The organism is Haloarcula regularis (assembly GCF_029338315.1).
Taxonomy (GTDB): Archaea; Halobacteriota; Halobacteria; order Halobacteriales; family Haloarculaceae; genus Haloarcula; species Haloarcula regularis.
This window is the reverse complement of the sequence record NZ_CP119794.1, coordinates 828,323-847,228: the sequence shown is the minus strand read 5'-3', so window position 1 is coordinate 847,228 and position 18,906 is coordinate 828,323. Positions and strand designations below refer to the sequence as shown.

The window sequence follows — 18,906 nt, the reverse complement described above, 5'->3', positions numbered from 1 at the left end:
GACTTCGGTGACCGCTACGCTGAGATCACTGCCTATCAGGTCCCCACGTCTGACCGCTATCCGGAGGCATCATGTACTCGATGCAGTACGGGAATGCAGTCGGTGAAACCATCATCCGGTACGATAACTTTCCCGACCACCCCGACGCAGCACACTACCACAAGCATCGTGCTGATGGAGCCGTTGTCGATGTCGACTTCGATGGACTCCAGCCCCTCTTTCAGCGGTTCAAATCAGCGGTGATTGACCATGGCCACGACTGGTAACTCCGATACGACTGTCCGTACGCTCCACATCCGATTCCAGGCGGGTAGCGACGACGACCTCGAAGCGGCCCTCGCTGCACTCGATCAAGGCGAAACGCCAGAGCCGCATCTCGAAGTCGTCTATCACGACCCAGCCGATGTCCACCGGGTCACCCGACCAAAATCGCTCGAACTCTTACGAGCAATCGTGCAGCACGATCCTGGCAGTATCCGCGAAACTGCCCGTCTCGTTGAACGGGATGTGAGTCAGGTTCACCGAAATCTGACTGAACTCGAAGAACTCCACCTGGTCGAGCTCGTCGATGATGGCCAGTCCAAACGACCGTCGGTCTGGTACGAGGCAATCGATATCGATCTGCCGCTCGTGACACCGGACGTCGGGTCTGACGAAGTGACGGTATAATCGCGGTCGGTCTCTGGGACGGGTTAGTGCTGTGTCAGCAGCATGAATCAAGAGCATATTCTGAAAACTGATATATCCGCCAGTAGTCAACCCCTCGAATTCGGACGTCTCAGGGCCAACAAGGGACTTCGTTCGCCAGTCGACCGAGCGCCCTCAGCGCCAGTACCGTTCCGTTATGGGTTGCGCGTGGCAGACGGCCGGAGGGCGTTTACAAACCGCCTTCGACGCCGCCCGATATTGTGACGTCTCGGTCGGCAGATCGGGTACGTGAGTACCTATTTATATACCGTCTGCGAACGCACCCAGCATGCGATTCGGCGTTCTCGGGACCGCTTCCATCGCTACGAGCGCGTTTGTACCTGCCGTCCGGAACACTGAACATAAAGTGTCGGCCATCGCATCCCGCGAGGCAGACCGTGCGGCCGCGGTAGCCAGGGAGTTCGACATCCCCGAGTGGTACGATGATTACGAAGAATTGTTGTCCGATGATGAAATCGAAGCCGTCTACGTCCCGCTTCCGAACTCGCTTCACGCGAAGTGGACGATAAAGGCTGCCGAACAGGGATTACACGTCCTCTGTGAGAAGCCGCTTGCAACCAGTCCGGGGGAGGCGGAAACGATGTGCGACCGATGTGCGGAGGCGGGAGTCCAGCTCATGGAGGCTTTCATGTACCGATACCATCCGCTAACCGAGCGAGCGCTCGAGGTGATACGCGACTACCTGGACGACGTTCGCTCGATGACAGCGTGCTACCAGTCCCCTCGGTCGGGGAACCTCGTCAGCCTGACTCCAGAGCTGGGCGGCGGAAGTCTGATGCACAACGGGTGCTATGCGGTGGACGCAGCGCGTGCGGTTCTGGGGAATCCGAGACGGGTGTACGCAACCGAGTCAGACGCGCAGAATGCGGGAGTCGACACGCAGTTTGTCGGGTTGCTCGAATACAGTGACGGTGCCACTGCGGTCATCTCGTCGGGATACGATACACACCGGTCGGTCGCACGGTATCGAGTGGAAGCGACGAATGGGTGGCTGGAGACGAACACGGCGTTCATCACGTCGACCACGACCGAGGGCGAGCTGAGATACGCCATCGGTGACCGGTCCGCGGTGGAGACATTCTCGCCCGTAGATCCGTATGCGCGTGAGATAACGCATTTCGTGGAGTGTGTCCGGACAGGCCAGGCACCGCGAACCAGCGGCAAGCAGGGGATAGCGAACATGACACTGATCGATGCCCTGTACGAGAGCGCGGCCAGCAGCCGGGCAGTCGAGGTCGGGCGGGACGACTGAAGGCTGAGGCCGGAAGGGATGTCACTGCGTTCACCCGTTGTAATCGCTCACACCGACGAACGGCTCGGAACGGGATCACCATGGATTCTGGGAGACGGTTCACGCCGGAGAGCGCGGACGAATATATTCGTGTGTCCTCCGGCCCGTACCCGAAGACGCTGTAGGGGCACGCTATTGGTCGTATGCAGTGGTAGCTCTCCTCGCACTATGCACGGAGGCAAGGGAGTGGGTGGTTCCCGGCGAGGATTTCGGGGTGCCGTTGTAGCCCAGTGACGCGTCCGACTGGGCGTCAGCGGCTCCATCGAGATTCAACGTGGCGACGCCTCGTCGAGAGGGCGACTGAACGCAGGTCACCGGAGTGGACAAAGTGGAACCAGCGACGGCGATTCGAACCAGGAAGTCCGTGATGATTGTCGGTCGCTGGGTAATCGCCAGCATCGGGTCGGACGCGACGAGTGGTACCGGTGACACCCCTCGGTCACGGTGACTGCGTTCCCATCCACTGCCGAACTCGCCGTCGCGGTCAGTCGGTCCGAATCTCGAGGCCGTAGGCAGCGACGTCTTCGAGCACGGCGTCCCACCCGCCGACGCTGACCCGGCCGCTCTCTGTCTCGACGGTCAGCCGGGCTATCTCGGGGAGGACGGTCCGGTAGTCGGCGTCGCGGTCTGCCTCCATCCGATAGTCGACGACTGGGCCGACCCACGTCCCGGGCTGTCCCGTATCCGTGTCGTTACCCTCGACGTATGCCTCGACCGGCGTGGCCGATTCCAGCGACGACTCGTAGTCGATGATCGCCCGCCAGGGAGTGAGGTACCGGCGTGGCCGGTGGGTCGGCGTCGCTATCTCCCGCGATCCGAGCCACAGTTGCTCGCTGTATCGCTGGAACATCTCGACGATGCTCCTGTCACGGGTCACCAGCGACGGCCGGCTGACCGACGGGGCAGAGAGGCCACGGAAGATGCCGTAGTCCCGGTCCGCGGCCACGACGAGGTCGGCGTCCTGCCGGCAGTTGACGAGCAGGTCCTCGTGGTACGTGGTGTTCTCGACCGTCGCCAGGTCGTCGGTCTGGACGAGCAACCGGACCGTCACGCCGCGATCCAGAGCCTCGCGAACCTCCGCTTTGAACGCGCCGTACCACTCCATCGGGAGCGACAGAAAGAGCCACCAGTCCGCCGTCTCGATGACTCTCGACACGTGTCGCCGTGCCGACGACTCGTGGTTGACGACCGTCACGTAGCCACTCGGCCGGTCGACGTCGCCCGCAATCGTGTCCAGCTGGTTCATCGCCCGCTCGAAGCGCGATTCGAACTGGCTGACCTGCTGGTTTTTCAGTTCCTCGAGGCCCACCTCCGGGGGTACCGCGACCGCTTCCTTCCCGGTGCTGGCCTCGTTGACCTCGACGAGGCCGAACTCCTGCAGGTCGTCGACGACGTCGTAGATGCGCTGCTGTGGGATCTCGGCCTCCTCGGCCAGTACGGTGAACCGGGCCGTCCCGAGACGGACCGAGGTAACGTAGGCTCGGGACTGGTACTCGGTCAGGCCGACACCCTGGAGTGTCTTCTCGATCTCGTCGGTCATGTGGTTGCTTCGGTCCATCTCTCGGCCGTGCCGTCTCTCGTCCGCACTCCTCCATCCCCGGTACGAAATAACCATCGCATGTCACGTGTAGCAATCGTGGGCACAGACACGCGCCGGACTCCCCTGAGCGAAATAAACTACTGAACGTGGTGATTATCTCGAACCTGCCGGACTTTATTATCTCCCAGAAATCATGTCGTCTATGGAACGGATTTCGTCGCTTTCTTCTCGCATTGCCGAGCGTATCGCAGAACGTGAAGGAATCGACCCGGTAGAACTGTCTCCGCCGCTGTACGAGGTACTCGACGTCGAACAGGTGGCTCGGTTGGTGACGAAATCGAACGCCGATGTCCGCGTCGAGTTCACCTATCTGGGATATCGGGTCGCCATCGAGGACCCGAACGAACTGGTGATCACCGAACGACGGACCGGCGACGGGACAGAGCCCCAGCAGGCCGCGGGCTCCTCGATAGACTAGTCGCTGACGGGGTGGCGCCTTGCGACAGCATCGGTCCCCCTTGGCCCGCACGTTCGAGCGATAGCGTTGCAGGGGCCTCACACCCCTTCACCGCGCGAGTCGACGGGTTCCGACCTTTCTGTATGCGTGTCGCCCCGTCCGGTCTGTGTCCGGCTCTCCCGAAGAGCGGCACGCTTGCGGCGGTCAGTCCAACGGACCCGACTCGTCCAGCCCTGGATGCGTCTGCCGGACGCTCTCGACGGCACTGTCTAGTTGAGCGAGTTTGAGAAGCGAGGAGGCCGTAGCGAGAAGTGTCCATGCAACTCGCAGACCTCCTCAGCGAGACGTTAGATGAGGACAGTCAAGACGTTTGGGAGAACGAGCGCACCCCGACACCCGTCCGGCGGTTTGGGGTGCGTCTCCATACGGCGGGGCTGTCGATCAGGGAGACGGTCGCTATCTTAGACCTGCTGGGAGTCGATCGCTCTCACGGTGCGGTCTGGAACTGGGTTCATACGCTGTCTGAAGCACAGAGCGACCCGCCGACGGCAGCGCCGTCGCGGGTCGCGGTCGACGAGAAACAGATCAAGGTTGACGGTGAGAAAAAGTGGCTCTATGCCGCCGTCGACGTCGATTCGAAGCTGTTGCTAGAAATCGACGTGTTCAGTCGCCGCGGGACCGACCCCGCGGCGGCGTTCCTGCATCGACTCACCGAGAAACATGATGTTGCCGATACAGTGTTTCTCGTCGATGCTGGCGGCTATCTGACTGCCCTCTCACGCCACGATTTGAGCGGTCGGCTCGACTACCGAATCCGGAACCACATCGAAAAGTGGTTCCAGACTGTGACTATGCGAATCGACCGCTTCCACTCCTTCTGGAGGGGCAGTCAGTCCAGCGCGAAACAGTGGCTACAACGCTTCAGATACCACTACAACCATGAACGACCAAACCAAGCACTCGACGGCCGAACGCCAGCTGAGGAGATTCAGAACTAGACAGTGCCCTCTCGACAGTCTTGTTGGCTAGCCGACAGTACTACGGTGCCAGCGCGAGAAACGCCGGTCGGGCCATGAGCGACTCAGACAACATGGACGACGCGGTACAGCGCATCAGAGATGCCTTCGACGACGTCGTCGAGGAGGCCGAAGAAGTGAGCGAGCAGGCGCAGGCGGGCGTCCACGAGGCCATCGACGACCTGGAGGCGCGCATCGAATCGCTCCGCGGCGACGAGTAATCGACGCGCACCTCGCTGACGGTCGCGACCTCGCCCCCGGACGCCGACCGACCGGCACTCGGGGGGACGACGCGGTCGGTCGTCCCCCGGTCACCTGACGACGGTCACCGGAACCGGCGCCTGTTGCACGACGCGCTGCGCGACGTCGCCGAGCAGTACCCGGGAGACGAGCGAGCGGCCGTGGCCGCCGAGGACGATGACGTCGACGTCGTTGTCGCCGGCGTACTCCGGAATCACCCGCGCGGGCTTGCCGAACTCCGTGACGGTCTCGACCGTCCCCTCGTGGTCTCGTGCCTGTTCGCTGGCCTCCGCGAGCAACTCCTCGGCCTTGCTCAGCGCACGTTCGCGGATCTCCGTCGGACCCACGAGCATCTCGGCCCCGTAACTCTCCTCGATGTAGTCGACGACACGCAGGAGCGTGATCGTCGCGTCCGGATGGACCTCGAGGGCGAACTCCAGCGCACGCCGCGAGAGCGGTGACCCGTCTATCGCGACCAGTACGTGGTCGACCATGGCTCAGACTACGGGCGACGGGCGGATATGTCCTCGGCGCGGACACGCTGGTCGGTGCGTCGGGACAGCCGACGCACTCGGACGGGGGTCACCGGAGTACCTGCGGGACGACCAGGAGTGCAACTGGGAGAAAAACGAAGGCGAGCACCACGGCGACGAACGCGCGCCGGTCCTCGAGGACCCGGTCGTCGATGGCCCCGACGATACGGGCGTACGTGTCGTGGACGGCCAGTGCGCCGAGTGTCAGCGCCGTCGCCGTCGCCAGCAGCACGAGGACCACGGCGAAACCGACAGACGACTCGAGCACGGCCGCCACGAGCAGCGTGTCGAACAGCGTCCCCAGGTTCGCACCGAGGACGTACGGGATCAGTTCGTCGCGTTCGATGTACTCGCGGTTGTACAGTGGGACGATGACGCCGAGCGAGAACGCCACGCTCGTCGTGACGCCCGTGATCACCAGGCCGATGGCGAACGAGACCCACGTCCGCCGGAAGTGACTGAAGAACCGACGACGGAGCGTCGACGTGTCGACCCCGGCAAGGAGGCGGTCGAACAGTTTCAGACTCCCGAACAGTAACCCGACGGCCACGAGCACGGCCGGACCGGGTCCGATAGTCGTCGTGATCGTCACTGTGAGCGGTTCGAACAACGAAAGCGGCCTGAGGCCGACGGTCCAGTGCTGACCTACCGTTCGAAACGGTCCGCGCAACACCGGGAGCGTCAGGTACCCGACCACGGTGGCCGGCAGGTATATCGAGAGCGTCAGCAGGAACGCGAGCGTGCCCATGCTGACCGACTTCCGCAGGGAGTAGCGCTCTTTCTGGACGTAATCCAGCGCACCGATGAAGACGACGATGGCCGCGGCGCCAAGCCGCGACCCCGCGACCATCAGGAACAGCTGTGCCGGCGAGAGAACGTCGACGGTGAAAAGCGAGAGCGCGAGCGCGGCGACGACTGATCCGTTCGCGAGGACGTACGCCCCGAGCCAACTGAGCCCCAGGGCGGCGGCGTCGGCGACCAGGACGCGAACGAGAACCGCCTCGAGCACCGGTTGGGCCGACTCCGTGGCCGTCCCCAGCAACTGGACGGCAAACAGGAAGAGGACAACTGGCCCGACGCCGGTCAGCGGGAACAGCCGCGAGGCGGTGAGGCGGTCGACCGCGGCGGCGACGCGCTCTCTCATGCTCCCCAGTCGAGCGTCTCCGCTTCCCGTGACGACCAGATCGGTACCATAGACGGCCTTCGACGGCGCGCGGACTAAACTGTGGGTGGTGGTCCGAGCGTGGGGCCGTCTCGTCCCCCGCGGGCCCGGCCGGCACCGCGACTTCGAACGGCCGACACGCAGGGTCGTCAACCGCGGTCCGGGAACGCCCAGCCGACGAGACGGGGGCGTCTTCACGCCGTCTCGGAGTCGTTCGAAACGTCGTCGCTCGCGGTCTCGACCCGCCGACCGCTCACCGCTGTCGGTTCGAGTTCGTAGAGTCGGCGCTTCAGTTTCGGTCGGTCGCGCGCGCCGGGTTCCCGACGGACTCGGGGACACTGTTCGCGGTGTTCGACGGAAAGCTCCGACCGGGACACCTCCTGCAGGGTTCCGACGGCCACGACGCTCCAGTAGACCGGCGGCGCGGCCTCGTAGACGATGACGCGCGCTCGCGGGTCCGTCGCGAGCACCGCCCGTCTCTCGGTCTGCCGGGGCGGCGTCGGGCGCAGGAAGAACCGACAGGCGTCCGCTTCGTAGCCGTACGCTGCCGGGGTCGCGTACGGTTCGGCGGAGTCCGTAAGCGAGAGGACGGCGGTCTCGTGCCGGTCGAGAAGCGCGTCGCTCTCCGTCCTCGTGAGGGTCGTTGCCTCCGTCGGTGCCATCGTCTCGTGTTACCAACAGACGGGGCGGGGGTCAAAATATTGTCCCATGGGTGTTGGCTGTTCCAAACACCGGTACGGCCGATCACCCGGACCGCCGAACGGACAGGCCGACTTCAGTCCGCCCCCTGGTCGAGATAGGCCATCGCCGCCTCGTCCGACACCTGGTCGAACCGGTCGTAGAACTGCCCGACCCCGCTGAAGTGCTGGGGCGTCCACAGGCAGACGACCTCGTCGGCCAGCTGCCCCAGTTCCGCGACGGTGTCGGGCGGGCCGACGGGTATCGCCAGGGCGAGCCGGTCGGCGCCGTTCTGCCGGAGCAGTTCCAGGCACGCCCTGGCGGTCGACCCGGTCGCCACGCCGTCGTCGACGACCGCGACGGCCTTGCCCCGGACGTCCGGTTCCGAACTGCCCTGGCGGTATCGATCGGCCTTCTGTCTGGCGTTCTGGGCTTCCTTCTCGCGCTCGCGTTCGAAGTACTCCTCGCCGGGGTCGACCTGCCGGAGCGCCGACTCGTTGCGCCACACGCTCCCGTCGCTGGCGACGGCACCGATGGCGTACTCCGGATTGTGCGGCGCCCCGATCTTCTTCGCGACGACGACGTCGAGTGGCACGTCCAGCGCGTCCGCGACGGCGTGCCCCAGCGGGAGCCCGCCCCTGGGAATCGCGAGCACGAGGTCGACGTCGATGTCTCGCTCTCGCAGCGCCGCTCCGAGCTGTTCGCCCGCCTCGCTTCGGTCTGTGAACTGACGCGTAGCCATTGTCCCGGCGTACCTTGGGCCGACAGACGCCTACCGGTTACGGTCAGTTCAGTACGACGACAGGTCCGCACCGCTCAAGGTGCTCGAGTGTGTGCCACTCTCATGGGACAGCAGCACGGAACGAACGTGGCTATCCCGGTCGGCGACGTCGAACTTGACGGGATATTGGCGATACCACCCGACGCGTCGGGTGTCGTCGTGTTCGCTCACGGCAGTGGGTCGAGTCGGCACAGCCCACGGAACAACTTCGTCGCGGAGGTCCTCCGCGACCGCGGCCTCGGGACGCTCCTGTTCGACCTGCTGACCGAGCGGGAGGACGAGGTCCGCGAGAACCGCTTCGACGTCCCGCTCCTGACTGACCGCCTCGTTGCTGCCACCCGGTGGCTCTCGGACCTGGCGGACGCGCACAACCTGCCAGTCGGCTACTTCGGCGCGAGTACCGGCGCCGCTGCTGCCTTGCGCGCGGCGGCACGGGACCCAGAGGGCGTCGCGGCCGTCGTCTCGCGCGGCGGGCGCGTCGACATGGCCACCGACGCGCTCGCCGCCGTCGACGTGCCGACGCTGTTCATCGTCGGGGGCGCCGACACGCAGGTCCTCGACCTGAACCGCGAGGCCTCCGACCAGCTCACCTGCGAGAAAGAATTGCACGTCGTCGATGGGGCCGGTCACCTCTTCGAGGGCCCCGGCGAGCTCGAGGAGGTCGCCGACGTGGCGGCCGACTGGTTCGAGGCGACGCTCGCGTGACCGCCGCCAGGCCGGTCCCGCCAGAGCGCGAGTTCACGTCAGGTCAGCGTTCGCTCCATCCGCCGCCGTCGACGATCTCGAAGAGGTTCCCCCAGTTCTCGTCGTCCTCGCTCTCGGGAAGCGCGTCGCGGAGCTGCTGGAAGTCGGAGGCAGGCACGACGCTCTCGACCAGGTCCACGATGACGCGAGCGTGATGGGCCGCGTCGGCGGGGTCCGACCCCTCGATTTCGCTGACGCGCTCGACATACTCGGCCCAGTCGAAGTGCTGGCCGTGTTCGTGGACCGCCCCCGCGAGGTACCACTTTATCTCGATGGGGAGCGACGCCGCGAGGTCCTCGGCGTGCCCCGCCGAGAGCCGCTGGCCCAAGGGTAGTAACGTCGCCCGAATCGCCCGGACGCTCTGGCCAGTGTCGGCCAGTTCGAGTCGATGCTGTACCTTGCCGGTGAACTCGTCGAAGTTCATACACACAATTTATTTTTCAATGACATTAATTGGGGGGTGAGTCCCGACTCCCGGGAACGGCCGGGACGGGATCCCCGTGACGGTGTGCCCGGTGTCCCCCCGCGGGAGCGTGCACACTCAGGCCCGGTATCCGTTCGGGACAGGGAGTAGAATTGTATATCAATTGCAATATTGGTGTCGGGGGCCGTGGGTACTCTGAGACGGAACACTGGTGCTTCGTGTCTTCAAATCCTCGTTCTGTGTTTCGAATCCCGTTTCTGGGTCGTGTCTGTACTCTCTGCAGTACTATTGCTCTAATGATAGTTCAAAACTAACACAATACTATTTGTGCCTGGCGGACGAACCATTCGGTATGACCGATCCGTTCGTAATCGTCGGTGGTGACGCTGCGGGGATGAGTGCCGCGAGCAAGTTCAAACGCGACGCACCCGACCGGGACGTCGTCGTCTTCGAGCAGGGCGACTGGGTCTCCTACGGTGCGTGCGGACTGCCCTACTACGTCAAGGGAGACGTCGAGACGCTCGACGACCTCGTCTCGATGACGCCGACAGAGTTCATCGAGGACCGCGGCATCGACCTGCGCACCGGCCACGAGGTGACCCACATCGACCGGGAGCGTAAGGTGGTGACAGTCGACGGACCCGACGGGGCCCTCGAACAGCGATACAGCGACCTGCTGGTCGCCACCGGTGCCCGGGCGGTGCAACCGCCGCTCGACGGGATGAACCTTGCGGGCGTGTTCACCCTCCACGGCATGGACGAGGGGGCCGAGATACGCCGGGCCCTGGGCGAGCCGACGCCGACTGCGAGCCGCTCGGAGACCGGCTACGGGTCCGTCGCGAGCGAGTACACCTCGGCCGAGGAACCCGAGACCGTGGGTATCATCGGTGGCGGGTACGTCGGTATCGAGATGGCCGAGGCCTTCGCCGCACACGGGCTGGACGTGCACCTCTTCGAGATGCTGCCCCACACCCTCCAGCCCTTCGGGGCCGAGTCCGCCGCCGTCGTCGAAGACCACCTCCGCGAGCAGGGCGTCACGCTCCACCTCGACACGTCGGTCGAGGAACTCGTCGGTGAGCGAGCAGTCGAGGCGATAGCCGCCGGCGACGAGCGGGTCCCCGTCGACCTCGCGCTGGTCGGCGTCGGCGTGGCGCCGAACACGGACCTCGCCGAGCGTGCCGGCATCGAGACGGGGCCGACCGGGGCCATCGCGACCGACGAGTACGGCCGGACGAACGACCCACACGTCTACGCCGCGGGCGACTGTGCGGAGGCAATTCACGTCGTGACCGGCGCGCCCGACCACGTCCCGCTCGCACTGACGGCGAACCGTGCCGGCCGTGCCATCGGGCAGACCGTAGCCGGCGACCCGCTCCCCGTCGGGCAGATCGCCGGGACGGCGGCGGTCAAAGCGTTCGACCTCGAGGTCGCACGGACGGGCCTCATAGACGAGGCGGGGGCCGTCGATGCGGGGTTCGACCCCGTCTCCGTGACCATAACGACCGAATCGCGGGCCCACTACTACCCAGGCGGGACGGAGCTACAGGTCACGCTGGTCGGCGACCGACAGAGCGGCCGGGTGCTCGGTGCGAGCATGGTCGGGGCCGAGGGCGTCGCAAAGCGCATCGACACTGTCGCGACCGCGCTCCACGCCGGCATGACGGTCCACCAGCTCTCGTCCCTGGACCTGTCGTACGCGCCGCCGTTCAGCCCCGTCTGGGACCCCGTGCTGACGGCCGCGAAGGTGCTCGAGGGGAAACTCGCCGACTGAGCGCGTCGGGGCCGGGCGGTGGTCAGCGCCAGCTCGTCCACCCGCCGTCGACCACGAGCGACTCGCCGGTGATGTAACTCGCCAGATCGCTCGCGAGGAAGGTCGCGGCCCGCGACGTCCTCCGGTTGCCCGTAGCGACCGAGCGGGACCATCCGGGTGAACTGCTGAGTCTGCTGGGCGGCCGCCTCCTCGTCCTCGACTTCCCCGCCGATTCTGGTCTGAATGCCGCCGGGGTGGATTGCGTTGACGCGGACGCCGTCGTCGCCGAGCTTGTGGGCCAGCGAGTAGGTGAACGTCGTGAGCCCGCCCTTCGAGGCGGCGTAGGTCGGCCAGTCGCCGTTCCCGAAGAGGCCGGCGATGCTGGAGACGTTGATGATGGACCCGCCACCCTCGTTCTCGACGAGTCGCTCGCCCGCGATCTGTGACCCGAAGTATGCGCCCTTGAGGTTGATGTCCATCATGTGCCGGTAGTCCGCCTCCGACACCTCGAAGAAGTCCTCGGCGTGCCAGATGCCCGCGTTGTTCACCATCACGTCGATTCCGCCGGCCGCCTCGGCGGCCTCGACCGTCTCGTGGAGGTCCTCCTGGTTTGTGACGTCACACTCCACGAACACCGCCTCCGTGTCAGTCTCGTCCCGGAGCAACTGGTGGGTCGGCGGACCGCCCCCCTTCGGGTCTTTCCGAACGTCGGCGACGACGACTGCCGCGGCGCCGTGCTCTGCGAACCCTCGTGCGATACCGCGACCGATACCTGAGCTGCCGCCGGTGACGACGGCCGTCTTTCCGTCGAGTAGTTTCATCGGTGATGTCCCGACTGGAGAGACGCGCGTGGTCCTGTTAAATCAGAAGGGTGTCCGAGGGCGGTGACGGCGAGCCACAACGCTTTCCCTTCGGTCCCGCCACTCTCCACGCGGATGTACCGGAACGGCCACTACGGAGTGAATCTCCTCCTCTATGCGCCGTTGGGCGCCGGGATCCTGGTCCTGGGAGAACCGCTGCTCGCGGTCGTCGGCTGGGCGCTCGCCGTCGGCCTCGCGACGGCGCCGGACGTCGACCACCGACTGCCGCTCGTCTCGCACCGTGGCATCACGCACACGGTCTGGGCCGCACTCGCCGTCGGTCTCGCCTGTGGTGCAGTGCTCTCGCTGTCGGCGGAATCGGTTGGCCTGTTCACGACGACGGAGGGGGCACTCGTCGGGACCGTCGGCGGGACGGTCGGTATCCTCGGCCACGTCGCGGGCGACGCGCTGACGCCGATGGGCGTGACGCCGTTCACGCCGCTGTCGACGACTCACTACTCGGCGAGTCTGTGGACGGCCGACAACTCCGTTGCGAACTACGGTCTGCTCGTGGTCGGCGTCTTCGTCACCTCGCTGGTCGTCGTGGTCGCGTTGCAGACGGGGTCCGTCGCACCAGTGTGATCCGGGAAGTCGCCGTCGGCCGGAGTGTCACGACTTCGAGAGACACTTACAGCGTCGCCGTCTCCACTCTCGTATGGACCCCGACGAAGTGCGTGAGGACTGGGCCGGTCGATCCGGTCGCTTCTCGCCGCGCTACTACGCCGAACTCGGCCCCAACGAGGTCAGCGAGACGATTCTCGACGCCCTCCGGTACTACGTCTCCGACGACGCCGCGATTCTGGAACTCGGCTGTGGGTCCGGACGCCACCTCGAGCACCTCCGTTCCCACGGGTTCGAGAACCTCGCCGGCATCGACATCAACGACGAGTCCTTCGAGGTGATGGCCGACGCGTTCCCGACCCTCGCCGAGACGGGGACATTCCAGGCCGGTGCCATCGAGGACCTCCTCGGCGAGTACGACGACGACGCCTTCGACGTCGTCTACTCCGTCGAGACGCTCCAGCACATCCACCCGGACGACGAGTGGGTCTTCGAGGACGTCGCCCGCGTCGCCGGGGAGCTTCTCGTCACCGCCGAGAACGAGGGCAACAGCCCAGAGCGCGGGCGCGGGGAGACCGAAGTGAGCTACGTCGACGACGAGTTTCCGCTGTACTACCGCAACTGGAAGCACGTCTTCGCCGAGTACGGCTTCGCCCAGGTGGTTCACGAGCCGACCAAGCGCGACACGATCCGGGTCTTCCGGGCGCCGTAAGCGACCCGCGTGGCAACTGGCTTCAGCCTGGAGCGCCTAGGACCGACGATGGACGACGATAGCGCGCCGCTCTCCGTCGAGGAACTCGCCGACTACTGTCGGACCCAGGCCCGATTTCTCTGGGGCCGCGTCGAGTCGCTCACCCGGGAGGCAAACGAACTGCTCGAGGCGCTCGACGAGGACATCGAGGAGGTACGAGAACGCCTCTCGGAGCGGTCGTCGACGGGCGACGCGAGGCCGGTCTCCCCCTCCGCGGCGACCGGCGGGCGCGCCGACGCCGACCTCGCCGAAATAGAGTCACTGGAGGACGACATCGAGGAGGCCCAGGCAGTCGTCGCGGCCACCCAGGCCCGCCGGGACGCCTTCGAGCGGCTCGCGACGGCCTACACCGACCTCGCGGACGAGGTCGACTCGACCGCGTCGGACGGGCAGACGGCGCTCACGCGCGTCGTCGAGTTCGAGCGTGACCACGACGCGCCGGCGTACTTCGAGGACCAGCGGACGCTCATCGAGGTGGTCGCCGAGTCCGCGACGTCCGAGGAGTGAGCGGCCCGACGACGTCGCGCTCACTCCTCGGTCCACTCGCCCCCGACGCGGTCCACGCCCATCATCGCCTCGCCCGGGTGTTCGGTGAACACGACCTTCATGTTCTCGTCGGGGACGCCGAACCGCTCCGCGGCATATTCCATCGTCGCGAGCGCGAAGGCGCGTTTTCGTTCGAACGGCCGCCCACGGCGGATATCGGCGTCGAGGAAGAGCAGCGGCCCGTCGACGGCACGGCCGAGCGAGAGGCTGGCCCGGTCGTGGGTGCGGACGACGACGGCGACGTGGCCGCTCGTCGTCGCCATCTCGGTGGTGTAGCAGTCGGTCACCCGGTCGGTGAATCCCGATCTCTCGGCCGCGGACAGCGACAGCGTCGTATCGAACTGCAAGAGCGGCATACGTGGTCTCCTCGGGGCATCGAGTTGGCTGTTTTGGCCTTCGCGTGTCGCCTCTCGCGCCCGCGAGTCACTCTCTGCGGACGTAGGTCACCGGACAGGGTGCGTCGAAGAGGACCGTCTGGACCGTCGACCCGAACACGGCCTTGCCGGTCGGGGACCGTTTGGGCCCGCCGACGACGGCGTGGTCCGCGTCGGCCGCCATGTCGACGATGGTCTCGCCGTGCGGGCCGGTCCCGAGGCGGACGTCGAAGTCGAGACCCGCGGCCTCGAGCCGTTCGAACACCGTGCCGAAGGTCCCGTGACGTCCCGCCAGTTCGGACGTCCGGACGTCCTCGAGATCGTCGACGCCGAGGCTCGTCACGGTCGCCCGGTACTGCTCGTCGGTGAACACGAGGCCGACCTGGGGGCGGGCCTGTGCCGCCTCCGCGATGTCAATCAGCGTCTGTGCGAGCCGGCTGCCATGTCCCTCGTCACCCGGACGGACGGCGAGCAGGACCGTATCGAGTGCCATGTATCAATGATACATTTACCCGCGGTTAAACGTACTGGCATCCGGGCGCGGCGCCGTCGCTCACCAGAGGAAGGCCGGCCAGACGAACTGGAAGAGCAGCCAGATCAGGCCGGTGAGCACCAGCGTCATCACGATGTTGAGGACGACGCCCGCCCGCATCATGTGTTCCTGCTTGAGGTGGCCGCTCCCGAAGACGATGGCGTTGGGCGGCGTCGCGACGGGGAGCGCGAACGCAAAGGAGGCCGCGATCGCCCCGCTCACGGCGAGGAAGATGCTGGCCGAGACCTCCGCGAGGCCGAGGATGGACGCGAAGATGCCCCCGATGCCGATGAGGACGGGCACGATGATGGTCGCCGTCGCGGTGTTGGAGGTCATCTCGGTGAGGAAGATGACCAGCAGGACGATGGCGCCGACGACGAGCACGATCGGGGCGTTCGTCAGGTTGCCGAAGATGGACCTCGCGATCCACTCGGTGGCGCCGGTCTTCGCGAACGCGTCGGCCAGGGCGATGCCCCCGCCAAAGAGGAGGATGGTCCCAGTCGATGTCGACGATGTCGTCCCACTCGACGGTATCGGCCAGCACCAGCGCCGGGATGGCGTAGAGCCCGACCATCACGTAGTAGAGCAGGCCCTGATGGCCGGCGACGCCGAAGACGGTCTGGCCCTCGCTGGTCCCGAAGAGCGTGTTGAACCACACCTCGGGGAGCAGACCCTCGAAGAGGATGTCGAGGCCGCCCAGCACCCACAGGCCTGCCGTAGCGACGAAGATGTAGGTGACACGCCGGCCACGGGCGTCGAGTTCGCCCTCCTCCTCGAGGTACCGCTGTGCCTCGGCGCGCGCGTCGCTGACGTCTTCGATCTGTGGCGGGTACAGGTGGAAGGTGAGGATGTACCAGACCAGCGGAAGCGTGAGGGCCACGACGGGCAGGCCGATGAGCAGCCAGTCGACGAACCCGATCTCGTAGCCCAGGATGGCGTTGGCCTGGGTCGCGACGACGGCGTTGGGCGGCGTCCCGATGAGCGTGCCGACGCCCCCGACGCTGGCGGCGTAGGCCGTCCCCAGCAAGGTGGCGATCTGCATGTTGTAGAACGCGTCGCCCGCGGCGTCCTCCTCAAGGACCTGGTCTCGGCCCATCACCTGGCCGAGCACCCCGAGCGCGATGGGGTCATCATCGCCGTCGTGGCGGTGTTCGAGACCCACATCGAGAGGAACGCCGTCGCAAGCATGATGGCGGCGATGAGCTTGCGCGGCGAGGTCCCCATCCGGCTCATTATCCACAGCGCGATGCGCCGGTCGATGTCGTACTTCTGGAGCGCGTTCGCCAGCATGAACCCCGCGATGAAGAGGAAGATGAGGTGGTCCGCGAAGCCCGACAGCGCCGGGTCGATGTCGTCGTAGACGCCAAAGGCGGTCAGCAACACGGGAATCGAGAGCGCCGTCACCGGCAGCGGCAGGGTCCCGGTCACCCAGAGGCCGCCCGCGAAGAACATGGTCGCGACGGCGTACTGTCCGCGGACGGACAGTCCCTCCGGCGACGGGGCGAAGGCGATAAGTGCGGTTCCGAGTGCCACTACCACGAAGAGCGTCAACCTGCCGCGTGAGGTGCCTGTCAGGCGCTGTATCATTGATACAGGGCGCTATTCCGAATATTGATTAATAACTGTTATCATTGATACACCGTCTGCTAACGCACCGCAAACGGCTCAGAAGTTGTCGACGATGGCCCGGACCTGTTCCGGGTCGAGTTCGTCCGTGTACAGCTCGAACAGCACCTGCCGTCGCGACTGCGAGAGGCCACGGGACCCGCTCTCGAGCATCGAGAGGTGTGCCTGCATCAGGTCGTCGACCGCTCGCTCGACGTCGCGCTGGCTGAACCCGGCGGCGACCCGGAGCAACCGCCACGCCATCGGCGAGACGTCCGCGAGGTCGAAGTCCGAGACCGACATCTGTCACCTCCTATCGAGGGGGAGACTCAAAGGTCATCCGCTTCGAACGGTCGTGGACGGGCCCGAAGCCACCCGATTCGGACCGGCCGACCTATTCTCGCGGGTCGAGAACCGCCGAACAGTATTCGGTTGCTGTCGACGTAGTGACACCATGGTCCGGACGTCACGCCGGTCCCTGGTCGTCGCCCTGCTCGCCCTCGGCGTCGTCGCGGCCCGTCGCCGGCCTCGCGGGAGCGACCCAGGTCACGGACTGGTCAGGCCCGCGGCACGACAGCGCGAACACGGGCGCCAACCTCGACGCGCGGGCGCCGACGACAGACGTCGGTCCCGCGTGGACCGCTCGTGTGGGCTCGGCCGGCATGGCGCTCGTCGGCCCGACAGTGGGCGACGGGACGGTGTACGTGGGCAACGGCGACGGCGTCGTCTTCGCGTTCGGCGCCGACGGCGAGCGGCAGTGGCGCACTGACGTCGGCGGAAGCGTCGAGTCGTCGGTCGCCCTGGGCGCCGAGTACGGCTACGTCGTCGTGCGCGACACCGAGACGGACGTCGTGGAGCTCGTGGCACTCGACCGGGCCGGTGGCGACGTCGCCTGGCGGTACGAACTCACGAGCGACCGACCGTACTCCGCGCTACGCGGCCAGCCGGTCGTCGCGGACGGAACCGTCTACGCCAGCGGCGACACGTTCGGGCCCGAGGTCGAACCGCGCCGGTTCCTCGTCGCGGTGGCCGACGGCAGCGAGCGCTGGCGGGTCGACGTCGGCAGCGACGGCCTGACCTCGCCGTCCGTCGCGGACGAGCGAGTCGTCGTCGGTGCTTACGACCCCGACGGCGAGGCGGGCCGTGTCCTCGCCGTCGACAGGGCCGACGGGAGCGTCGTCTGGGAGACGCCGCTGTCGACCCAGCCCGCGCGGGCACCCGCCATCGTCGACGGCGAGGTGTACGTCCCCACGTGGACGGACGTGACGGTCCTCGACGCCGGGGACGGGACCGTCCTGCGCACTCTCGACGTGGCCGCCGGCAGCGAACCCATCGCCGTCGCCGACGGGACCGTCTACGCCGTCGCGGACGACCGTCTCGTCGCGGTGAATGCGACCACCGGGGCCCGCCGCTGGACCGCCGGCGAGTCGTTCGTCGACACGCCGCCTGTGGTCGCCGCGAACGCCGTCGTCGTCGGCGCCGACGGTGCCGTGGTCGGCCTCGACCCCGAGACGGGGCAACGACAGTGGGCCTACGTCGTCGACGAGCGGGTCGGCGTCAGGGCCCACCCCGCAGTCGTCGACGGCGCCGTCTACGTCGGGCCGACGAACCGACGCCTCTACTCACTCGTCGAGGGCGGGTCGGCTGTCCCCGGCGGTCTGGCCGGACAGGTCGGGCACGCCATCCTGAGCGACACGCTGCTGGGGACCCTCGCGGCACTCGCGGCCGCCTCGCTCGTGGCTGGGCTCCTCGCCGGCACGGTCACGCTGGGCCTCGCCCGACTTCGGGGCTACTCCTGGGCCCCGCCGCGCGTGGTGGCCTCGCGAGTGCTCCGGCGACCGTACGCGGACACTGGCCGACTGGCCGCCGCGGCCGTCCACGTCGTCCTCGCCGTCGTCGTCCCCTTCGTCCTCGGCGCGCTCTTCCTGGGCGTGTCCATCGCGGTGCCGGCGCTCGGACTGCCCGCGGTCCCGCTTCTCGGCGGCGGATTGGTCTACGTCGGAGCCCTGCTGGTCCTGACCGCGGCGGGCGGCTGGGCGCTGCTCACCTCCCGCTGGCTCCCGGCGGCCGCGAGCGCGGCCGACGTCGAGCTCGGTCGCCTGCGCCGGCAGGCAGCCGTGGTGGTCGGCACCTACGCCGTGGTCACGGGGCTCGTCTACCCGCTCCTGCTGTTCCTCGCGATGATGCTCGTCTTCTTCCGGTAGTACCGTCGTGCAGCTATTTACTGTCGGCCGGCGAACACGCTCGCGTGCACACCCGGTCCCGAACCGCTCGCCAGTTCGACGAGGTAACCGGCGCCTCCCGGAACCTGCCGGGCACGGGGGCACTCGGCGCGGCTCGCCGTCGGAGCCGA

Annotated in this window: 21 protein-coding genes and 3 pseudogenes; 13 read left to right on the top strand and 11 right to left on the bottom strand. The window is 66.7% G+C overall.

Annotated features, from left to right (window positions below; translation table 11 throughout):
- Positions 1-71: 71 nt before the first annotated feature.
- From P1N55_RS04560 to P1N55_RS04550, 3 genes are all read left to right on the top strand, one after another.
- Positions 72-266 (top strand): toxin-antitoxin system TumE family protein, encoded by a 195-nt coding sequence (locus P1N55_RS04560; protein WP_276277788.1) that lies wholly within the window; start codon positions 72-74, stop codon positions 264-266.
- Positions 250-669, top strand: a complete 420-nt coding sequence (locus tag P1N55_RS04555; RefSeq protein ID WP_276277787.1) for an HVO_A0114 family putative DNA-binding protein — start codon at positions 250-252, stop codon at positions 667-669. Before P1N55_RS04560 ends, P1N55_RS04555 begins: the two co-directional genes overlap by 17 nt.
- A gap of 307 nt (positions 670-976) precedes the next feature.
- Entirely contained in the window at positions 977-1,960 is a 984-nt protein-coding gene (locus P1N55_RS04550) for a Gfo/Idh/MocA family protein (protein WP_276277786.1), read from the top strand.
- A 523-nt stretch (positions 1,961-2,483) separates the two neighbouring features.
- Here P1N55_RS04550 and P1N55_RS04545 read toward each other — a convergent pair.
- Entirely contained in the window at positions 2,484-3,557 is a 1,074-nt protein-coding gene (locus tag P1N55_RS04545; RefSeq protein WP_276277785.1) for a TrmB family transcriptional regulator, read from the bottom strand.
- 184 nt (positions 3,558-3,741) lie between these two features.
- On the opposite strand from P1N55_RS04545, the gene P1N55_RS04540 reads away from it, so the two are divergent.
- The 3 genes from P1N55_RS04540 to P1N55_RS04530 all read left to right on the top strand — a co-directional run bounded on the left by P1N55_RS04540 (position 3,742) and on the right by P1N55_RS04530 (position 5,233).
- A complete protein-coding gene (locus P1N55_RS04540) occupies positions 3,742-4,017 on the top strand; it encodes a HalOD1 output domain-containing protein (protein ID WP_276277784.1) in 276 nt (91 codons plus the stop codon).
- Positions 4,018-4,313: 296 nt separating this feature from the next.
- A complete protein-coding gene (locus tag P1N55_RS04535) occupies positions 4,314-4,994 on the top strand; it encodes an IS6 family transposase (protein ID WP_276277579.1) in 681 nt (226 codons plus the stop codon).
- Positions 4,995-5,068: 74 nt separating this feature from the next.
- Entirely contained in the window at positions 5,069-5,233 is a 165-nt protein-coding gene (locus P1N55_RS04530; RefSeq protein ID WP_276277783.1) for a hypothetical protein, read from the top strand.
- 90 nt (positions 5,234-5,323) lie between these two features.
- Here P1N55_RS04530 and P1N55_RS04525 read toward each other — a convergent pair whose 3' ends face one another.
- The 4 genes from P1N55_RS04525 to P1N55_RS04510 all read right to left on the bottom strand — a co-directional run bounded on the left by P1N55_RS04525 (position 5,324) and on the right by P1N55_RS04510 (position 8,367).
- Entirely contained in the window at positions 5,324-5,746 is a 423-nt protein-coding gene (locus P1N55_RS04525) for a universal stress protein (RefSeq protein WP_276277782.1), read from the bottom strand.
- An 88-nt stretch (positions 5,747-5,834) separates the two neighbouring features.
- A complete protein-coding gene (locus P1N55_RS04520; protein WP_276277781.1) occupies positions 5,835-6,929 on the bottom strand; it encodes a sodium:phosphate symporter in 1,095 nt (364 codons plus the stop codon).
- 212 nt (positions 6,930-7,141) lie between these two features.
- A complete protein-coding gene (locus tag P1N55_RS04515) occupies positions 7,142-7,609 on the bottom strand; it encodes a pyridoxamine 5'-phosphate oxidase family protein (protein ID WP_276277780.1) in 468 nt (155 codons plus the stop codon).
- A 113-nt stretch (positions 7,610-7,722) separates the two neighbouring features.
- Positions 7,723-8,367: a phosphoribosyltransferase gene (locus tag P1N55_RS04510; RefSeq protein WP_276277779.1), complete on the bottom strand. Its 645-nt coding sequence runs from the start codon at positions 8,365-8,367 to the stop codon at positions 7,723-7,725.
- A gap of 102 nt (positions 8,368-8,469) precedes the next feature.
- On the opposite strand from P1N55_RS04510, the gene P1N55_RS04505 reads away from it, so the two are divergent.
- Positions 8,470-9,111: a dienelactone hydrolase family protein gene (locus P1N55_RS04505; RefSeq protein WP_276277778.1), complete on the top strand. Its 642-nt coding sequence runs from the start codon at positions 8,470-8,472 to the stop codon at positions 9,109-9,111.
- Between the two features lie 43 nt (positions 9,112-9,154).
- On the opposite strand, the gene P1N55_RS04500 is transcribed toward P1N55_RS04505, so the two are convergent.
- Positions 9,155-9,574: a DUF2267 domain-containing protein gene (locus tag P1N55_RS04500; RefSeq protein WP_276277777.1), complete on the bottom strand. Its 420-nt coding sequence runs from the start codon at positions 9,572-9,574 to the stop codon at positions 9,155-9,157.
- A gap of 352 nt (positions 9,575-9,926) precedes the next feature.
- Between P1N55_RS04500 and P1N55_RS04495 the strand changes: the two genes are divergently transcribed.
- Positions 9,927-11,345: an FAD-dependent oxidoreductase gene (locus P1N55_RS04495; RefSeq protein ID WP_276277776.1), complete on the top strand. Its 1,419-nt coding sequence runs from the start codon at positions 9,927-9,929 to the stop codon at positions 11,343-11,345.
- Positions 11,346-11,367: 22 nt separating this feature from the next.
- On the opposite strand, the pseudogene P1N55_RS04490 reads toward P1N55_RS04495, so the two are convergent.
- Positions 11,368-12,145: pseudogene (locus tag P1N55_RS04490) on the bottom strand (SDR family oxidoreductase).
- 114 nt (positions 12,146-12,259) lie between these two features.
- Here P1N55_RS04490 and P1N55_RS04485 point away from each other — a divergent pair.
- The 3 genes from P1N55_RS04485 to P1N55_RS04475 all read left to right on the top strand — a co-directional run bounded on the left by P1N55_RS04485 (position 12,260) and on the right by P1N55_RS04475 (position 14,003).
- The gene (locus P1N55_RS04485) at positions 12,260-12,766 is read left to right on the top strand and encodes a metal-dependent hydrolase (protein ID WP_276277775.1); all 507 of its coding nucleotides are present in this window, start codon (positions 12,260-12,262) and stop codon (positions 12,764-12,766) included.
- A 73-nt stretch (positions 12,767-12,839) separates the two neighbouring features.
- Entirely contained in the window at positions 12,840-13,457 is a 618-nt protein-coding gene (locus P1N55_RS04480) for a class I SAM-dependent methyltransferase (RefSeq protein ID WP_276277774.1), read from the top strand.
- 48 nt (positions 13,458-13,505) lie between these two features.
- Positions 13,506-14,003 (top strand): hypothetical protein, encoded by a 498-nt coding sequence (locus tag P1N55_RS04475; RefSeq protein WP_276277773.1) that lies wholly within the window; start codon positions 13,506-13,508, stop codon positions 14,001-14,003.
- A gap of 20 nt (positions 14,004-14,023) precedes the next feature.
- On the opposite strand, the gene P1N55_RS04470 is transcribed toward P1N55_RS04475, so the two are convergent.
- From P1N55_RS04470 to P1N55_RS04455, 4 genes and pseudogenes are all read right to left on the bottom strand, one after another.
- Positions 14,024-14,398 (bottom strand): tautomerase family protein, encoded by a 375-nt coding sequence (locus P1N55_RS04470; RefSeq protein ID WP_276277772.1) that lies wholly within the window; start codon positions 14,396-14,398, stop codon positions 14,024-14,026.
- 67 nt (positions 14,399-14,465) lie between these two features.
- The gene (locus P1N55_RS04465; RefSeq protein WP_276277771.1) at positions 14,466-14,909 is read right to left on the bottom strand and encodes a universal stress protein; all 444 of its coding nucleotides are present in this window, start codon (positions 14,907-14,909) and stop codon (positions 14,466-14,468) included.
- Positions 14,910-14,969: 60 nt separating this feature from the next.
- Positions 14,970-16,535 (bottom strand): annotated as a pseudogene (locus P1N55_RS04460) (SLC13 family permease).
- A 78-nt stretch (positions 16,536-16,613) separates the two neighbouring features.
- On the bottom strand, positions 16,614-16,856 hold the full coding sequence (locus tag P1N55_RS04455; protein WP_276277770.1) for a hypothetical protein: 243 nt from the start codon (positions 16,854-16,856) through the stop codon (positions 16,614-16,616).
- A 341-nt stretch (positions 16,857-17,197) separates the two neighbouring features.
- Between P1N55_RS04455 and P1N55_RS04450 the strand changes: the two are divergent.
- Positions 17,198-17,521, top strand: a pseudogene (locus P1N55_RS04450) (outer membrane protein assembly factor BamB family protein); the annotation flags it as partial.
- Between the two features lie 57 nt (positions 17,522-17,578).
- Entirely contained in the window at positions 17,579-18,757 is a 1,179-nt protein-coding gene (locus P1N55_RS04445; RefSeq protein WP_276278674.1) for an outer membrane protein assembly factor BamB family protein, read from the top strand.
- Positions 18,758-18,906: the final 149 nt, after the last annotated feature.